Source organism: Phenylobacterium sp. T106 (assembly GCF_057219735.1).
In genome coordinates this window covers 238,149-253,272 of sequence record NZ_JBXVWA010000007.1, presented here as the reverse complement: position 1 = coordinate 253,272, position 15,124 = coordinate 238,149, and the positions used below count along the sequence as shown (strand labels likewise).

The 15,124-nt window shown below is 71.7% G+C and carries 18 protein-coding genes; 7 read left to right on the top strand and 11 right to left on the bottom strand.

Going from position 1 to position 15,124, the window contains the following annotated elements; translation table 11 throughout:
• Positions 1 to 144: transposase (locus AC2D8W_RS16970; RefSeq protein ID WP_484672524.1), on the top strand; the 144-nt coding region annotated here is incomplete at its 5' end.
• Between the two features lie 238 nt (positions 145 to 382).
• Here the strand turns inward: AC2D8W_RS16970 and AC2D8W_RS16965 are convergent.
• Together AC2D8W_RS16965 and AC2D8W_RS16960 are read right to left on the bottom strand one after the other, a co-directional pair.
• Entirely contained in the window at positions 383 to 2,581 is a 2,199-nt protein-coding gene (locus AC2D8W_RS16965; RefSeq protein ID WP_484672518.1) for a xanthine dehydrogenase family protein molybdopterin-binding subunit, read from the bottom strand.
• An 8-nt stretch (positions 2,582 to 2,589) separates the two neighbouring features.
• Entirely contained in the window at positions 2,590 to 3,060 is a 471-nt protein-coding gene (locus AC2D8W_RS16960; RefSeq protein WP_484672517.1) for a (2Fe-2S)-binding protein, read from the bottom strand.
• A gap of 128 nt (positions 3,061 to 3,188) precedes the next feature.
• Between AC2D8W_RS16960 and AC2D8W_RS16955 the strand changes: the two genes are divergently transcribed.
• The 3 genes from AC2D8W_RS16955 (at position 3,189) to AC2D8W_RS16945 (ending at position 5,814) form a co-directional block, all read left to right on the top strand.
• On the top strand, positions 3,189 to 3,530 hold the full coding sequence (locus AC2D8W_RS16955) for a c-type cytochrome (RefSeq protein ID WP_484672516.1): 342 nt from the start codon (positions 3,189 to 3,191) through the stop codon (positions 3,528 to 3,530).
• Positions 3,531 to 4,415, top strand: coding sequence for a precorrin-2 dehydrogenase/sirohydrochlorin ferrochelatase family protein (locus AC2D8W_RS16950; protein WP_484672515.1), 885 nt, complete (start codon positions 3,531 to 3,533; stop codon positions 4,413 to 4,415).
• Positions 4,416 to 4,524: 109 nt separating this feature from the next.
• Complete coding sequence (locus AC2D8W_RS16945; RefSeq protein WP_484672514.1) at positions 4,525 to 5,814, top strand: dipeptidase; 1,290 nt, start codon at positions 4,525 to 4,527, stop codon at positions 5,812 to 5,814.
• A 10-nt stretch (positions 5,815 to 5,824) separates the two neighbouring features.
• Here AC2D8W_RS16945 and AC2D8W_RS16940 read toward each other — a convergent pair whose 3' ends face one another.
• Positions 5,825 to 6,217, bottom strand: coding sequence for a hypothetical protein (locus AC2D8W_RS16940; protein ID WP_484672513.1), 393 nt, complete (start codon positions 6,215 to 6,217; stop codon positions 5,825 to 5,827).
• A gap of 20 nt (positions 6,218 to 6,237) precedes the next feature.
• Entirely contained in the window at positions 6,238 to 7,902 is a 1,665-nt protein-coding gene (locus tag AC2D8W_RS16935; RefSeq protein ID WP_293485233.1) for an MFS transporter, read from the bottom strand.
• Between the two features lie 366 nt (positions 7,903 to 8,268).
• Between AC2D8W_RS16935 and AC2D8W_RS16930 the strand changes: the two genes are divergently transcribed.
• Positions 8,269 to 8,814 carry a hypothetical protein gene (locus AC2D8W_RS16930; RefSeq protein WP_484672512.1) on the top strand — a complete coding sequence of 182 codons (546 nt, stop codon included), beginning with the start codon at positions 8,269 to 8,271 and terminating at the stop codon, positions 8,812 to 8,814.
• On the opposite strand, the gene AC2D8W_RS16925 is transcribed toward AC2D8W_RS16930, so the two are convergent.
• Both AC2D8W_RS16925 and AC2D8W_RS16920 read right to left on the bottom strand, forming a co-directional pair.
• A complete protein-coding gene (locus AC2D8W_RS16925) occupies positions 8,811 to 9,674 on the bottom strand; it encodes an alpha/beta fold hydrolase (RefSeq protein ID WP_484672511.1) in 864 nt (287 codons plus the stop codon). The two genes, AC2D8W_RS16930 and AC2D8W_RS16925, sit on opposite strands and share 4 nt — an antisense overlap.
• Complete coding sequence (locus AC2D8W_RS16920; RefSeq protein WP_484672510.1) at positions 9,671 to 10,561, bottom strand: M23 family metallopeptidase; 891 nt, start codon at positions 10,559 to 10,561, stop codon at positions 9,671 to 9,673. Before AC2D8W_RS16920 ends, AC2D8W_RS16925 begins: the two co-directional genes overlap by 4 nt.
• Before the next feature lie 242 nt (positions 10,562 to 10,803).
• Between AC2D8W_RS16920 and AC2D8W_RS16915 the strand changes: the two genes are divergently transcribed.
• Both AC2D8W_RS16915 and AC2D8W_RS16910 read left to right on the top strand, forming a co-directional pair.
• Positions 10,804 to 11,142 (top strand): helix-turn-helix domain-containing protein, encoded by a 339-nt coding sequence (locus AC2D8W_RS16915; protein ID WP_484672509.1) that lies wholly within the window; start codon positions 10,804 to 10,806, stop codon positions 11,140 to 11,142.
• 25 nt (positions 11,143 to 11,167) lie between these two features.
• A complete protein-coding gene (locus tag AC2D8W_RS16910; protein WP_484672508.1) occupies positions 11,168 to 12,466 on the top strand; it encodes a hypothetical protein in 1,299 nt (432 codons plus the stop codon).
• Between the two features lie 74 nt (positions 12,467 to 12,540).
• Here AC2D8W_RS16910 and AC2D8W_RS16905 read toward each other — a convergent pair whose 3' ends face one another.
• The 5 genes from AC2D8W_RS16905 to AC2D8W_RS16885 are packed head-to-tail and all read right to left on the bottom strand — an operon-like array spanning position 12,541 to position 15,122.
• A complete protein-coding gene (locus AC2D8W_RS16905) occupies positions 12,541 to 13,956 on the bottom strand; it encodes an NAD(P)(+) transhydrogenase (Re/Si-specific) subunit beta (RefSeq protein WP_293485224.1) in 1,416 nt (471 codons plus the stop codon).
• Positions 13,953 to 14,297, bottom strand: coding sequence for a HepT-like ribonuclease domain-containing protein (locus tag AC2D8W_RS16900; RefSeq protein ID WP_484672507.1), 345 nt, complete (start codon positions 14,295 to 14,297; stop codon positions 13,953 to 13,955). The genes AC2D8W_RS16905 and AC2D8W_RS16900 overlap by 4 nt, the downstream gene beginning before the upstream one ends.
• Positions 14,294 to 14,605, bottom strand: coding sequence for a nucleotidyltransferase family protein (locus tag AC2D8W_RS16895; protein WP_484672506.1), 312 nt, complete (start codon positions 14,603 to 14,605; stop codon positions 14,294 to 14,296). The genes AC2D8W_RS16900 and AC2D8W_RS16895 overlap by 4 nt, the downstream gene beginning before the upstream one ends.
• Positions 14,602 to 14,805, bottom strand: a complete 204-nt coding sequence (locus AC2D8W_RS16890; protein WP_293485219.1) for a hypothetical protein — start codon at positions 14,803 to 14,805, stop codon at positions 14,602 to 14,604. Before AC2D8W_RS16890 ends, AC2D8W_RS16895 begins: the two co-directional genes overlap by 4 nt.
• Positions 14,802 to 15,122 (bottom strand): proton-translocating transhydrogenase family protein, encoded by a 321-nt coding sequence (locus AC2D8W_RS16885; protein ID WP_484672505.1) that lies wholly within the window; start codon positions 15,120 to 15,122, stop codon positions 14,802 to 14,804. The genes AC2D8W_RS16890 and AC2D8W_RS16885 overlap by 4 nt, the downstream gene beginning before the upstream one ends.
• Positions 15,123 to 15,124: the final 2 nt, after the last annotated feature.

Below are 15,124 nucleotides of genomic sequence, written 5' to 3'. Positions count from 1 at the left end.
CCCCTCTACCGAGAGCGCAACCTCATCGAGCGCATGTTCTGCCGCCTGAAGGACTGGCGGCGCATCGCTACCCGCTACGACAAACTCGCAGCCGTCTTCGCCGCGACCGTCTACCTCGCCGCCATCGTCACCTGGTGGACCTGATTGAGTCTGGAACCTAGAGCGCGTTCCGAAAAGTGGGAACCGATTTTCGGATCCGAACGCGCTCAAGCTATTGATCTCGAGCCGCATCTTCCCGTTCAGACGGTTCTGTCTGAACGGGTGAGGCTCTGGCCGACCCCGCGCCCCTTCCGGCGCCGCGGAGTCCATGGGGTGGTCCCGGTCTCCGGCGGCCGCGGAAACCGGGTCAGCAGCAGATGGGTGAGCCTCCCCGGAGGCGCCGTCAGGCCTTCACGAACGGCTGGCTCAGCACGGGCTGGCCGCTGATGGCCAGGAGCGCGTTGGCGACCGCGGGGCCGATCACGGGCGTGCCCGGCTCGCCCACGCCGCTCGGCGGGGCCGAAGAGGGGACGATGTAGGTCTCCACCGTCGGGGCCTCCGAGTTGCGCAGCACCCGGTAGCTGTCGAAATTGACTTGGTCGACCACCCCGTCGGTGAGGGTCACGGCCCCGAAGAGCGCCGCCGACAGGCCGTAGCAGGTCCCGCCCTCCATCTGGGCCGCGATCTGGTTCGGGCTGATGGCGATGCCGCAGTCGATCGCGGTGACCACACGGCCCACCTTGGGCGCGCCGTTCTCGAGCCTGACCTCGGCCACCTGGGCCACCACAGAGCCGAAGCTCTCGTGGACGGCGACGCCGCGGGTCCAGCCGGCGGGCGGCGGCGCGGTCCAGCCGGCTTTCTCGGCCGCCAGGTCCAGGACTGCCAGGTGCCGCTTGGCCCCCGCCTTCTGGTAGAGCGCCCGCCGGTAGGCCACCGGGTCCTTGCCGGCCTTGCGCGCCAGCTGGTCGATCGTGTGCTCCATCACATAGGCCGTGTGGGTCGCGCCCACCGAACGCCACCACAGCACCGGCACGCCCGCGTCCGGCGTCAGGAGCTGCCCGTCCACCACCGGCGTCGCCTTGAGGTAGGGCGAGCCCATCGAGCCCTCCACGGCGGTGAAATCGATCTCGGCGGTGGGCGCGCCGGGCGGGGCGCCCTTCATGATCGACTGGGTGACGATCCGGTGCCGCCACGTGGCCGGGAAGCCGTCCTTGTCGACGGTCACGCGCACCGCGTGATGCACGAGCGGCCGGTAGTACCCGGCGCGCATGTCGTCCTCGCGGGTCCAGACCAGCTTCACCGGCCGTCCCTTGCCCACCTTCTTGGCGATCTGGACGCACTCGACCACGAAGTCGGACTGGAAGTTGCTGCGGCGGCCGAACGAACCGCCCGCGAACAGGGTCTCGATCTCCACCGATCCCGGCAGGGCCGTGGCCGCGCGCGCCACGTTGATCTGGTCCAGGGTCTGGCCCTGGGCGCCGTAGACCAGCCGGGGCGGGCCCTTGCCCACCATGGCCACGCAGTTCATGGGCTCCATGGTGGCGTGGGCGAGGTAGGGAAAGTCGTAGGTCACGTCGACGGCGGCGGTTCCGCCGGCGGCCTGCGCCGCGTCGCCTTTGGCGTCGAACGCCTTCCACTCGGTCTTGGCCGGCGCGGCGGCCTTGCCGGCGGCGTAGTCGCGGAACTGCTGGGCGAGGGTCGCCGAGCTTCGCGTCTCGGCCTTCGACTCGTCCCAGGTGACCTTGAGGGCGTCGCGGCCGGTCTTCGCCGCCCAGGTGGAGCTGGCGACCACCGCCACCCCGCTGGGGATCTGGAAGACGTCGACGACGCCGGGAACCTTGCGCGCCGCGGCCGCGTCGAAGCTCGCCACCTTGGCGCCGAAGCGCGGCGGGTGGGCCACCATCGCCGTCAGCATGTCGGGCAGGCGGACGTCCTGGGTGAAGCGGGCCGTGCCGTTGGACTTCGCGGCCGAGTCCTTGCGCCGCACGCGGTCCGTGCCCACCAGGGTGAAGGCCGACGGGGTCTTGAGCGTCGGCGCCTCGGGCGGCGTGACCTTGGCGGCGTCGGCCACCAGTTCGCCGAATCCCAGCGAGCGGCCCGATCCCGCGTGGCGGACAACGCCGTTCTCGACGGTGATCTCCGCCGCCGGCACGCTCCACTTGGCGGCCGCGGCCTGGACGAACATGGCCCGCGCGGCGGCGCCGGCCTTGCGCATCTTCATCCACGAGTCCGAGATCGCCGACGAACCGCCGGTGCCCTGCGTTCCGCCCATCATGGCGTTGCCGTAGAGCTTGGCGTTGGCAGGGGCCTGCTCGACCTTCACCTTCGTCCAGTCGGCGTCGAGTTCCTCGGCCGCGATGGCGGCGAGGCCGGCGTGGTTCCCCTGCCCGAACTCGATGTGCTTCGAAAGGACGGTGACCGTCCCGTCGGGATCGAACTTCAGGAACGGGCCGAATGCGCCCGGCTCCACGCGGCTGCCGTAGGACAGCACGTCGGGGAGCGAGCAGCCGACCAGCAGGGACGAGCCGGCCAGGGTGGCGCCGACCACGAGCGCCTGGCGGCGGGTCGGCGCGGCGGAGAGCTTCGCAACAGGCTTGTTCATGACCGACCTCACGCGCCCGGCGCCGCGGGCGTAGGCGCCGCTGCCGCATCCTTGATCGCCGCGCGAATTCGCTGATAGGCGCCGCATCGGCAGATGTTGCCGTCCATCGCCGCGGAGATCGCGGCGTCGTCGGGACGGGGGTTGGCCGCGAGCAGGGCCGCGGCGCTCATGATCTGGCCCGACTGGCAGTAGCCGCACTGGGGCACGTCCAGCCTGACCCAGGCCGCCTGCAGCGGATGCGACCCGCCCAGGCCCTCGATCGTGGTGATCTTCGCCGCGCCGACAGCCGAGACGGGAACCTGGCAGGCCCGGATGGGCTGACCGTCGGCCAGCACCGTGCAGGCGCCGCACTGGGCCACGCCGCAACCGTACTTCGTGCCGGTCAGCCCCAGTTCATCTCGCAGGACCCACAACAGCGGCGTGTCCGGCGGCGAGTTGACGTTCATGGCCCGCCCGTTCACATCGACTGTCGTCGGCATGGGATCCCCGATCTCGCTGATTTGCGGCCGATCCTAACGTTGTTCAGACCGCGCCGTAAATCGAACCTTGGTCCGGGACGGCGACGGAAGGTATTGCGTACCCAAACTACGAAGTTCCAGGAGCCCGAATGCCCCGCGTCGCCGTCCTCGCCGCTCTCGTCTCGCTCTCCGCCGCGCCCGCGCTGGCGGCTGACGGAGCCCAGCTGTTCAATCTCCAGTGCAAGATGTGCCACGGCGGATCGGTCATGGGCCCCGCGCTGAACGGCGTGGCCGGCGCCCCGATCGCGTCCAGGCCCGGCTTCGCCTATTCGCCCGGCCTGAAGAACAAGGGCGGGACCTGGACCGAGGCCAATCTCGACGCCTACCTCAAGGCCCCCTCGCAGTTCGCGCCGGGCACCAAGATGCTGATCGCGGTGCCTTCCGACGAGAACCGCGCGGCGATCGTCGCCTACCTCAAGACCCTGAAATAGATGGACGCCTTCCCCGCCTTCTTCCCGCTCGCCGGCCGCACGCTGGCGATCGCGGGCGAGGGCGAGGCGGCCGAGGCCAAGGCCCGGCTGTTCGAGGGATCTCCGGCCACGGTCGTGCGGCTGTCGACCGGCGAAGCGCTGGACCCCGGCTCCTATGCCGGGATGACGCTCGCCTTCATCGCGGGCGAGGACGACGCCTGGGCGCGCGACGCGGCCGACGCGGCGCGGCGGGCGGGCGTGCCGGTCAATGTCGTCGACCGCCCCGCGCTCTGCGACTTCACGACGCCGGCGGTGATCGACCGGGGCGAGGTCGTGGCCGCCATCGGCACGGGCGGCGCGTCGCCCATGCTGGCGACCATGCTGCGCCACGACATCGAGGCCCGCGTGCCGGAAGGCGCGGGCCGGATCGCCGCCCTCTTCCGCACCATGGCCGAGGAGATCCGCGCCGTGCTGCCCGAGGCGCATGCGCGCCGCCGCTTCCTGCGCGCCGCCCTGACCGGCCCGGCCGCCGAGTCGGCCATGGCCGGCGACATGCAGGGCGCCCGCGAGCGCCTGCGCGCCGCGCTCTTCGAGGGACCGCAGCTGCGCGGCGTCGTCCGCTACATCGACGCCCGCGGCCCGGCCGACCTCCTGACCCTGCGCGCCGCCCGGGCCCTGGCGGCCGCGGACGTCCTGGTGTGCGACCCGGACGCCCACGCCGACGTGCTGGCGCTGGCCCGCCGCGACGCCGAGCGCGTCCACGACCGCTCCGTCGCGGACCTGGCCGATCTCGCCGCAGAGGGGCTCACGGTCGCGCGGCTGGTCACCACGCCGGCCTGGCGCACGGAACGCGCCGCCCTCGACGCCTCGGGCGTCGCCACGGACGTGCTCCCCATCGCCGGGTGAGCGGACTGTGCGCAACCGCGGCGGGCGAGCCGCGGCCCCGCATGGGATGTCTGTGATTTCCGCGCCTTTTGTGGTTCGAAGGGCAGGGACTTCGACGGGGAGGATCGTCATGCGGGTATTCGTGGCCGTCGGGGCGCTGGCGGCGCTCGCCGCTGCGTCCACGGCGCAGGCCCAGCCGGCCGACGCCCGAATCGCGGCGCGGGTCGAGAAGGTCCTGAAGGCGACGCCCCTCATCGACGGGCACAACGACGTCCCCTGGGCGATCCGCCAGCGCGTGGGGGTGCATCCCGAAAAGATCGACCTGGCGACGGACACCCGCCACCTCGTGGAGGCCGGCGGCCCGGGCATGATGACCGACATCCCGCGCCTGAAGGCCGGCCGGGTCGGCGGCCAGTTCTGGAGCGTCTTCATCCCCTCGAGCTTCGAGGGCCCGCTGGCCGTGCAGATGACCCTGGAGCAGATCGACATCGTCAAGTCGCTGCCGCAGCGCTACCCGGCGACCTTCGAGATGGCCTACACCGCGGACGACGTCGTGCGCATCCACAGGGCGGGCAAGGTCGCCTCCCTCGTGGGCGTCGAGGGGGGCCACCAGATCGGCGACAGCCTGCCTGTGCTGCGGCAGCTCTACGCCGCGGGCGCGCGCTACATGACGCTGACCCATTCGCTGAACACGCGCTGGGCCGACTCGGCCACGGCCAACCCCCAGCACGGAGGCCTGACGCCCTTCGGCGAGGAGGTCGTGCGCGAGATGAACCGCCTGGGCATGCTGGTCGACCTCAGCCACGTGTCGGAGGACACCATGAAGGACGCCCTGCGCGTGGCGCAGGCGCCGGTGATCTTCTCCCACTCGGGCGCCGACGGCGTCGCCGACCACGCCCGCAACGTCTCGGACGAGGTTCTGGCGCTGGTGAAGGCCAACCGCGGCGTGGTGATGGTGAACTTCCTGCCGAACTACGTGAGCCGCGCCCGCATGGAGTGGGCCGCGGCGCGGTCGGCCGAGCAGGCCCGCTACAACGCGCCGCCGTTCGGCGGCCTCTACATCGGCCAGCCCGAGCGGGCGAAGGCCGCGCTCGCCGAATGGGACAAGGCCAACCCGAAGCCGCCGGTCACGCTGGCGATGGTCGCGGACCACGTCGAGTATCTGGCGAAGGTCTGCGGCATGGGCTGCATCGGCATCGGCTCGGACTTCGACGGCATCGGCGACACGCCTGACGGCCTGGACGGCGTGGACAAGTTCCCCGACCTGCTGGCCGAACTGGCCCGCCGCGGGTGGAGCGACGCCGACCTCGCGGGCCTTGCCGGCGGCAATGTCCTGCGGGTCATGCGCGAGGCCGAGGCCGCGGCGAAGCGCCTGCAGGCCACGACCCAGCCCAGCTACGCCACCCTGGCCGGCTCCTGAGGCGGCTGTCCTAGCGCGGCTGGGGCGCGCCGGGTCCGCGGCGGCCCTCGGCCTGCAGGGCGTCGCCGATCTCCTTCGTCTCGCGCCCCCACACCTGCATGTCGCCGCCGCAGCGGGCGGCCTCCGCCTTGACGCGCTCCGCGTCGGCCATCATGCCGCGCGCCTCGTCGATCAGCCGGGGCTTCACCTCGAACGAGGGGTCCCGGCCCTTGAGGCGGCCCATGTAGTAGCCGAAGCCGGTGACGGCGCCCTGGCGCAGGGCGGGATCCTCGGTGCGGGCGGCGAACATGGTCATGATCACCATGCAGCGCAGGTCGTCCCGCGCGGGGTCCGCGGGCTGGGCGACGGCGGCCGGGGGCAGGCACAAGGCGCAGCCCAGCGCGATCGGGACGAGACGGCGCATGGCGGGCTCCGGGTCCGGCGTCAGGTGTTGAGCGGCTTGCCGTTGGTTTCCGGCAGCAGCAGCAGGCAGACGATCACCGAAACCGCGGTGAAGGCGAAGGGGTACCAGAGGCCGGAATAGAGATGGCCTGTCGCGGTCACGATGGCGAACGCGGTGAAGGGCACGAACCCGCCGACCCAGCCTGTGCCGATGTGGTAGGGCAGCGACAGGGCGGTGTAGCGCACGCGGGTCGGGAACAGCTCCACCAGGCACGCCGCGATCGGACCGTAGAGGGCCGTGGCGGCGACCACGAAGATCAGCAGCACGCCGAACGCGCCGATCAGGTTCATCCGCTCGGGATCGGCCTTGGCGGGATAGCCGGCCTGGGCCAGCGTCGTCTTGATCCGGCTTTCGACCGAGGCCTTCACCGCCTTGGCCACGTCCGGCGAGAGCCCCTCGGCGCTGGTCGAGGGGATGGTCTGATAGCCGATGCGCACCATGGCCGCCCGCCCGGGTACGCCGGCCTCATTCGTGTAGGAGACGCCCGCGTTCGCCAGGGTCGACTTGGCGATGTCGCATGAGGACAGGAACGTCGCCTTGCCCACCGGATCGAACTGCAGCGTGCAGTCCGCGGGATCGGCGATCACGACCACCGGGGTTCGCGCCTGGGCCTCGGTGAGCGCGGGATTGAGCGTCTGGCTGAGGAGGTGGAAGCCGGGGAAGTAGGCCGCCAGCATCAGCACCATGCCGAACAGCATCACGGGCTTGCGGCCGGCGCGGTCGGAGAGCCAGCCGAAGAAGACGTAGAGCGGCGCCGAAGCCGCCGTGGCCGCCATCATCAGCAGGTTGATGGTCTCGGGCGGCGCCTTCAGGAAGCGCTCCATGAAGGTCTGCGAGTAGAAGAACGCCGTGTACCAGACGGCCCCTTGCGCGAACATGATCGCCACCAGGGCGATGAGCACCAGCCTGAGGTTCGGCCAGCGGCCGAACGCCTCGGCGAACGGCGCCTTGGTCTCGCCCCCTTCGGCCTTGAGCTTCGCGAACTCCGGGCTCTCCGTGAGCTTCAGGCGCATCCAGATCGAGATGGCCAGCAGGATGCCCGAGACCAGGAACGGGATGCGCCAGCCCCAGGCGTCGAACGCCTCCGGGCCCACGGCGAGGCGGGTCGCGAGGATCACCAGCAGCGCCGAGAACAGGCCGAACGCCGCCGAGGTCTGGATCCACGACGTGGCCCCGCCCCGCCCGTTGGCGGGGGCGTGTTCGGCCACGTAGATCGCCGCGCCGCCGTATTCTCCGCCCAGGGCGAAGCCCTGCAGGATTCGCATCAGGATCAGCAGGATCGGGCCGATGATCCCGGCCTGGGTGTAGCTCGGAAGGAGCCCGATCGCGACGGTCGCGCCGCCCATCAGGAGCACGGTGGCCAGGAACGCGCCCTTGCGCCCCGCGCGGTCGCCGATCCGGCCGAAGACCAAGGCGCCCAGCGGCCGGAACAGGAACCCGGCCCCGAACAGCGCCAGCGCCGCCGCCAGCCCCGCCGTCTCGGGCAAGCCCGTGAAGAACGTCTTGGAAATGACCCCGGTCAGGCTGCCGAAAACGAAGAAATCGTACCACTCGAACGTAGTGCCGGCCGAACTCGCGGCGACCACGGTCCGGAGCGATGTCGCCGGCAGCACCTCGGGCTCCTGGTCCGCAGTCGTCTCCGCCATGGCCGGTCTCCCCCATCCCTTTCCGGCTGACTTACCGTGGAACGGCGGCCCGTGAGAAGGGACACCGGCCGGTGAGCCGGTCGATGTCCAATTTTCGCCGCAGCCCCGGCAGCTTGCTGGCGCATGGGGTTCCGGGGGCAGGCCACATTTCTGGTCGTGATGGCGGCGCATGCGGCGCTGTTCGTCGCGCTGGCTTGGGGCCTGAGACCGCGCTCCCCGTTCGTCGAAACGGCCCGTTCCAACGTGACGCCGGTCTACCTGGCTCCGCGCTCAGGCCCCGCCGTCGCACGCGCTCCGGACACGCGGGCGGCCCCGGCCCCGCCCGCGCCAAGTCGCCCCACACAGGCCGCCGCTCCGAACGCGGCGGTGGAAACGCCGGGCGGGGCGCCGGCGCTTTCCGGCGACGTGACGCCCGACCGGCTCGCCAGGATCCTGCGCGGAAGCCGGGTGGGCTGCGCGAACCCCAGTCTGCTCAGCGACGCCGAAAAGGAGGCCTGCGAGGCGCGGCTGGAATCCGGCGCGCGACAGGCGGCGTACATCCCCGCCCCGCTGCCGCCGGCGCGCCGCGCGTACTACGACGCCATCGCCCGCGCGAAGGCTCCAACGCCGAACAGCGCGGTCGTTCGCAGCGCCGGCTCGAAGGGCGCTTCGCCCAAGCATGGCATGCCGGGCCTCCTTGCAGCCGAATCCAACGCCGTCCGGGCGATGGGCGGCTCGGGGCCGGGCGTCGGTTGCGCGCTCGCCTTCGGGGGGCCCAAGGGAACGAACGGCTGGAAGACACCCCCGAACGCCCTGAAGCTCGGCCCGCTTCCCTGCTTCGTGACACCGCCGACGAGCCGCTGGACGCCGGAAGCCAATATCCGCAACCCCGACGAGGCCGTGACCGACCCCAGGCAGGCGACCGAGCGCTAGCGGGCGGCCTTCAGCACGTGGTCCACGCCCCGGACGACGGCGTCCGCGTGCCGCGGGCCCAGAAGGTTCGCGTGGGTGGCCGGCGCGACATGCTCCAGATAGCCGAAGCGCGACTGCTTCGCTGGCGCCTCCTGGGCGGCGCGGATCGGCGCGCGGATCGTCTTGGCGCCGGCGGTGACGACGGCGACGGGCAATTCGGCGGGCAGGTCCAGCGCGCCCGCCAGTTTCGACGTGGCCGGCCACTGGGTCACCTCCGCGGAGGCGCCGCGCGCGTGCGGCGCCGAGCCGTGGATGCGCCGCTTCTCGGCCGCGGCGAGGGATGGCAGGCCGATCAGGTTCGAGCTCACCAGCGACACCGGGACCATCAGGCCGAACCGGGCGCCTCGGCTGACGACCTCGAGCAGCCCCCCGAACGAGCGGACCGCCTCGGCGCCGCCCGGCAGGTCGAGGATGGCGGGCGTCACCGCATCCACCAGCACCAGCCCGCGGATCGGCCGCCGCTCGCGCTCGAGTGCAAAGAGCCGCACCATGAGCCCGCCCATCGAATGGCCCGCGAGCAGCACCGGACCGTGCTCGCCGAGCCGGTCGAGCAGCGCTTCGAGGTCGTCGTTGATGGCGCGTCCGTCGCGCGGCTCGGGCCCCGGATCGGAATGCCCAAGCCCCGCGCGGTCGTAGGCGAGGCTGCGCAGGCCCTTCTGCGCAAGCTTGTCCTGGACCACGGCCCAGTCGGTGGCGCACCCGAAGGCGCCGTGCTCGCAGACGATCAGCGGCGCTTCACCCGTCGCCGGCCCGGCGCGCACCACCCGCAGGCAGCGACCGCCGATGTCGATCCGATCGCCCCGATAGTTCGCCGGCTTCAAAGGCTGAGCTGCGCCCGCGGCCGGCCGTCCGGCCCGATCGAGAGGCCCTTCAGGCCGTCGATCTTCTCCTGCTGGGCGGCGGCTTCGGCCAGCCCCTTGAGATTCCGCTCGGCGGCGGCCGCGTCCTGGGCGTCGGTGGTGACGCGCTTCACGATGAGGACCGGCTTGTCGGACTTGGCGTCCATCAGGGCGCGCTTGCTGGCGGGGATGAACGAGACGTAGGCCATGCGGACGCGGCCCGAGTAGCGCTTGGCCTTGTCGAGCGGCAGGTCGCCGGCCTCGGCGAAGGCCCGTCCCAGGAACATCGCCGGATTCAGCGGCTTCCCGTCCGGATCGCGGATCTCGAAATGCAGGTGCGGGCCGGTGGAGACCCCCGTCGAGCCGATCTTGCCGATCGGCTGCCCCGCCTCGACCTGGACGCCCGGCTTCACGTCCGAGCCGATCGCGCCGAGGTGGGCGTAATAGGTGGTCAGGCCGGCTGTGTGCCGCACGGCCACGAAGCGGCCGTAGCCGCCTTTGGTCCCGGCCTCGGTCACGACGCCTTCCGCCACCGCCACGACCGCCACGCCCGCATCGGCCGAGATGTCGACGCCCTCGTGAAGGCGACCGCTGCCCTCCCACGGAAGCTGGCGCAGGCCGAAGGGCGAGATGATCTCCCGGCCCGGCACGGGCTCTTCGAAGGCGATCAGGACCTCGCCGGCGTCCGCCTGGGCCACCTGAACCGGCGCCACCGCGGAGGCCGGGGCGGAAATCGGCCGCACCTTCGGGGCGGCCGGCAAGGACGCGTGGGCCACGGCGAACGCGGACACGCCCGCCACCAGCACGATGGCGGCTTCCGCCTTGCGGCGTGCGCTCCACCCGCCCGTGATCGATCTGCCGTTCGCCAAGGAATGCTCCAACCGCCGCTTCTCGGCCGTCCAACCCCGGCGCGCCCGCCAGGTTGCCGCGCCTTCTAGGCAAAATCCGGGCCGCGGGCGAGTCTTTGCGCCTGCGGGGCGAGCGCGACGCCACGCTTTCGCCGAACGCCGGGACATGATAGCGGGACAAGCGTATACACGTCGTATATTTACGCCTTAAGTACTTACTGATTTCGCCGGCTCGCGCGTGAGCCGGCGATGCGGAGTTGCCGATGCCCAGACCTGCCACGGATCCGGCGAAGGCCGCCCATATCAAGGCGCTGCGCCAGGAGGCGGGCCGGTGGCTGAAGGTGTCGCGGGAGCAGGCCGGGCTGACCCAGGCGGAGCTCGCCGAGCGGGTGGGGCTGCGCTATTACACCTTCGTCAGCCAGGTCGAGAGCGGGCTCGGCCGCCTGCCGATCGAGACCCAGGGGGCCTGGGCCGAAGCGCTGGGGCTCGAGCCGGGCGAGTTCGCGCGCACCCTGCTGCGGTACTACGAGCCGGAGCTCTTCAGGCTGCTCTTCGGCGGCGAGGGCGCGGCCCGTGCGCAGGCTGGCCGAGCGGCCGGATAGTCCGCCAGGAGATTTTCCGAGCGCCATGGGCCAGGTCGTCCCCTTCATTGCCCGCGTCCGCGACAGCGGCGATTGGACCGCCGCCGAGCGCGTCCGCCTGCAGGCGCTGGCGGACCAGCTCGCCGCGGCGGGCGTCGATGTGGAGGTGATCTTCGGCGCGACCGACGAAGGCGACCCGTGGTGCGTCGTCACCGACGGCTCGGGCGACGTGCTGATCCACGTGGCGCGCATCGACGGCAGGTTCGTGGTCCACTCGGCGGTCGACGACGCGATCGACGAGAGCTTCGACCTGCATGCGGCGCTCCGCCAGCGGCTGGCGGTCACCGAGGAGGCCATCGCGCCGAAGTCGGCGGCGATCCTGCCCTTCACCGGACGCGACGGTCAGACCTTCCTCGCGCTGATCGTGGCCGCCGCGTTCTTCCACGAGACCGCCGCCATCGGAGGCGGGGCCGAGGCGGCGGAAATCGTCGCCAGCCCGCCGCCGCCGGACGAGCCGGGCGCCGCGCCGCCGCCGGCGGACGCGCCGGCGCAGGACCGGGAAGTCGCGATCCAGGGTGCGGCGCTGAACGAGCCTGCCGCGGCGCGCGCACCTGTGGAAGCCGGTCTCGCCGCCATGGCGTCGGCAGTCGCCACGGCCGCCGCCCCTCCCGCCGCGTCCGCGCCGGAGCCTGGCGCGGCGGCGGCGCTGCAGATCGAACTCCCGCCGGCGGCCCCGGCGGAGGGCCCACCCCCGATCCTGAGGGGCGGAGCCGGGGACGACAGCCTTGTGGGCTCGGCCGCCGCCGAGCGGATGGACGGCGGAGCGGGCGACGACACGCTGGTCGGCGGAGGCGGCCGCGACACCTTGCTGGGCGGCGCCGGCGACGACCGCATCGAGTTCACCGACGGCGCCATCGTCGAGGGCGGTTCGGGCGCCGACAGCTTCGTGGTCGCGGCGTCGAGCGCGGGCGCCGGCCCGGACACGCTGCTCGGCGTGATCGTCGATTTTTCGTTCGAGCAGGGGGACAGGATCGTGACCGCCGCGGGCCGGGTCGTGGACGCGCCCCGCCCGCCGGACGGGACCGAACCACAGGCTCCCGGTCCCGGCGTCACGCCTCCCGGCGACTTCGGCGTCAGCACGCTGGGACCGACCCTGCCGGGGCCGACGACCCTGGCGCCGACCACGCCGACCCGCGTGGACGTCGACATCGACGGCGACGGCGTCATCGACGGCTACGTGCTGGTGAGCTTCCGTCCGCTGGAGCCCACGCCGCCGCCGCCGGCCGAGGACGCGGGCATCGTGGTGACCGGCCAGGCTCTGCCCCCGCCCGACCCCTTCGGCTGAGCCGCGCTCAGACCCTCACCAAGAGCTCGAGCGCGTCTGGATCCGAAAACCGGTTCCCACGTTTCGGAACGCGCTCAGAGGCCCTTCACGATCCCTTCGACCATCTTCTTGGCGTCGGCGAAGAGCATCATCGTGTTGTCGCGGAAGAACAGTTCGTTCTCGACGCCCGCGTAGCCGGCGGCCATGCCGCGCTTCACGAACAGCACCGTGCGCGCCTTCTCCACGTCGAGGATCGGCATGCCGTAGATGGCGCTGGTCGGATCCGTCTTCGCGGCCGGGTTGGTCACGTCGTTCGCGCCGATCACGAAGGCCACGTCGGCGGTGGCGAACTCGGAGTTGATGTCCTCCAGCTCGAACACCTCGTCGTAGGGCACGTTCGCCTCGGCGAGCAGCACGTTCATGTGGCCAGGCATCCGCCCCGCCACCGGGTGGATGGCGTACTTCACCTCGACGCCCTCCTCCTTCAGCTTGTCGGCCATCTCGCGCAGGGCGTGCTGGGCCTGGGCCACCGCCATGCCGTAGCCCGGCACGATGATCACCTTGCTGGCGTTCTTCATGATGAAGGCCGCATCGTCCGCCGAGCCCTGCTTGACGGGGCGGGTCTCGACCCTGCCGCCGCCTGCTGCCGCGCTGTCGTCGGCGCCGAAACCGCCCAGGATCACCGAGATGAAGCTGCGGTTCATCCCCTTGCACATGATGTAGCTGAGGATCGCGCCCGAGGAGCCGACCAGCGCACCGGTGATGATCAGGGTCACGTTCTCGAGCGTGAAGCCCAGGGCCGCGGCCGCCCATCCCGAGTAGCTGTTCAGCATCGAGACCACGACGGGCATGTCCGCGCCGCCGATGGGGATGATCAGGGTCACGCCGATCAGCAGGCTGAGGGCGAAGATGCCCCAGAAGGCCCAGAGCGCCTGCCCGCCGCTGAGGACCAGCACCACGATCAGCGCCACGATGGCGAGGCCGATCGCGATGTTCAGCAGGTGCCGCGCCGGCAGCAGGATCGGCGCGCCCGACATGTTGCCGTTCAGCTTGGCGAAGGCGATCACCGAGCCGGTGAAGGTCACCGCCCCGATGGCCAGGCCCAGCGACAGCTCCACCAGCGAGACCATGTGGACCGCGCCGACCTCGCCGATCCCGTACGCGGCCGGCGTATGGATCGCGGCCACCGCCACGAGGCACGCGGCCATGCCGACCAGGCTGTGGAACGCCGCCACCAGCTGCGGCATCGAGGTCATGGCGACGCGCCGGGCGATCACCGCGCCGATGGTCCCGCCCACCGCGATGCCCGCGGCGATGAGGCCCAGGGTCAGCGCGTCGAGCTTGCCCTCGGAGAGCAGCGTCGCCAGGGCGACGCCGACGGCCAGGGCCATGCCGATCATGCCGTTCCGATTGCCGGACTGGCTGGTCTCGGGACTCGAGAGGCCCCGCAGCGCCAGGATGAACAGCACCCCGGAAACGAGGTAGAGGATGGCCGCGAGATTGGCGTTCATGTCGGTTCGTCCCCCAGGAGCGCGTTCAGCCGCAGGATCAGCGGCGGCAGGTGCTCTCGAACGGTCGCCACCACCAGCCTAAGGTCGAGCTCGTGGTAGGCGTGGATCAGAATGTTCCGCGTGCCGATCGCCTCCCGCCAGGGAAGGTCCGGCGCGGAGGTTCGCGTGTCGGCGCTGACCTTGGAGGCTGCTTCGCCCACGAGTTCCACGGCGCGGATCACGGCGTACTGCGTGCGTTTGTCCGCCAGCAGGGCTGCGGCGTCGCGCTCGCCGAGAAACTCCACCGCGTCGCGGGCGAAGGCGCGCATGTCCTCGAGCAGGCTGCGGTCACGCTCGGTCATGCGCGGACAAGGTCTCGTTCCATGCTCGCGCGGAACGCCGGCTTGAGGCGGTTGAGATCGACCATGTCCACGCGGCGCCCCAGGTCGCCCTGAATGTCCATCGCGAGGCCGCCAAGATCGAACAGGGATGACTTGCCCACGATGGCGTAGGCGACATCCACGTCGCTGTCCGGGCGCGCCTCGCCGCGGGCGACCGAGCCGACCACGCCCAGCAGTTCGATCCCGTGCTCGCGTGCATCGCCTCGCCGCGACCTGATCACGACCAGAGCCTGCTCAAGCAGGGAGGCGCCCGCCGCCGCGTCAGTCACCGGCCCCCTCCCGATCGCCCGAGAAGCGCCCTGACGGCGAGCGCGAGGCCGGCGGCCACGACGACGCCGCCGAGGATCATCAGGACCAGGCCGCCCGGCGATCCGGCCGGCATCTGCTGCGTCAGGCCGATCAGCGCCGCTCCGCCGGCCGACAGCAGGGCCGCGCGAGAGAGGGCCGCGTTGCGGGCTTCGCCGCTCACTTGCCGCGGTCCTTCTTCTTGTACATCGCCAGCATGCGCTGGGTGACCAGGAAGCCGCCGAAGATGTTCACTGCGGCGAAGGCCGCGGCCACGGCGCCGGCGCCCTTCGAGACCAGGACGTTGCCGGTGAGCGCGCCGTCGGCGCCGCTGGCGGCGGCCGCTAGCAGGGCGCCGACGATGATCACCGAGGAGATGGCGTTGGTCACCGCCATCAGGGGCGTGTGCAGCGCCGGCGTCACGCTCCAGACCACGTAGTAGCCGACGAAGATCGCCAGCACGAAGATGGCGAGGCGGAAGACCGTGGGATCGACGTCCATGG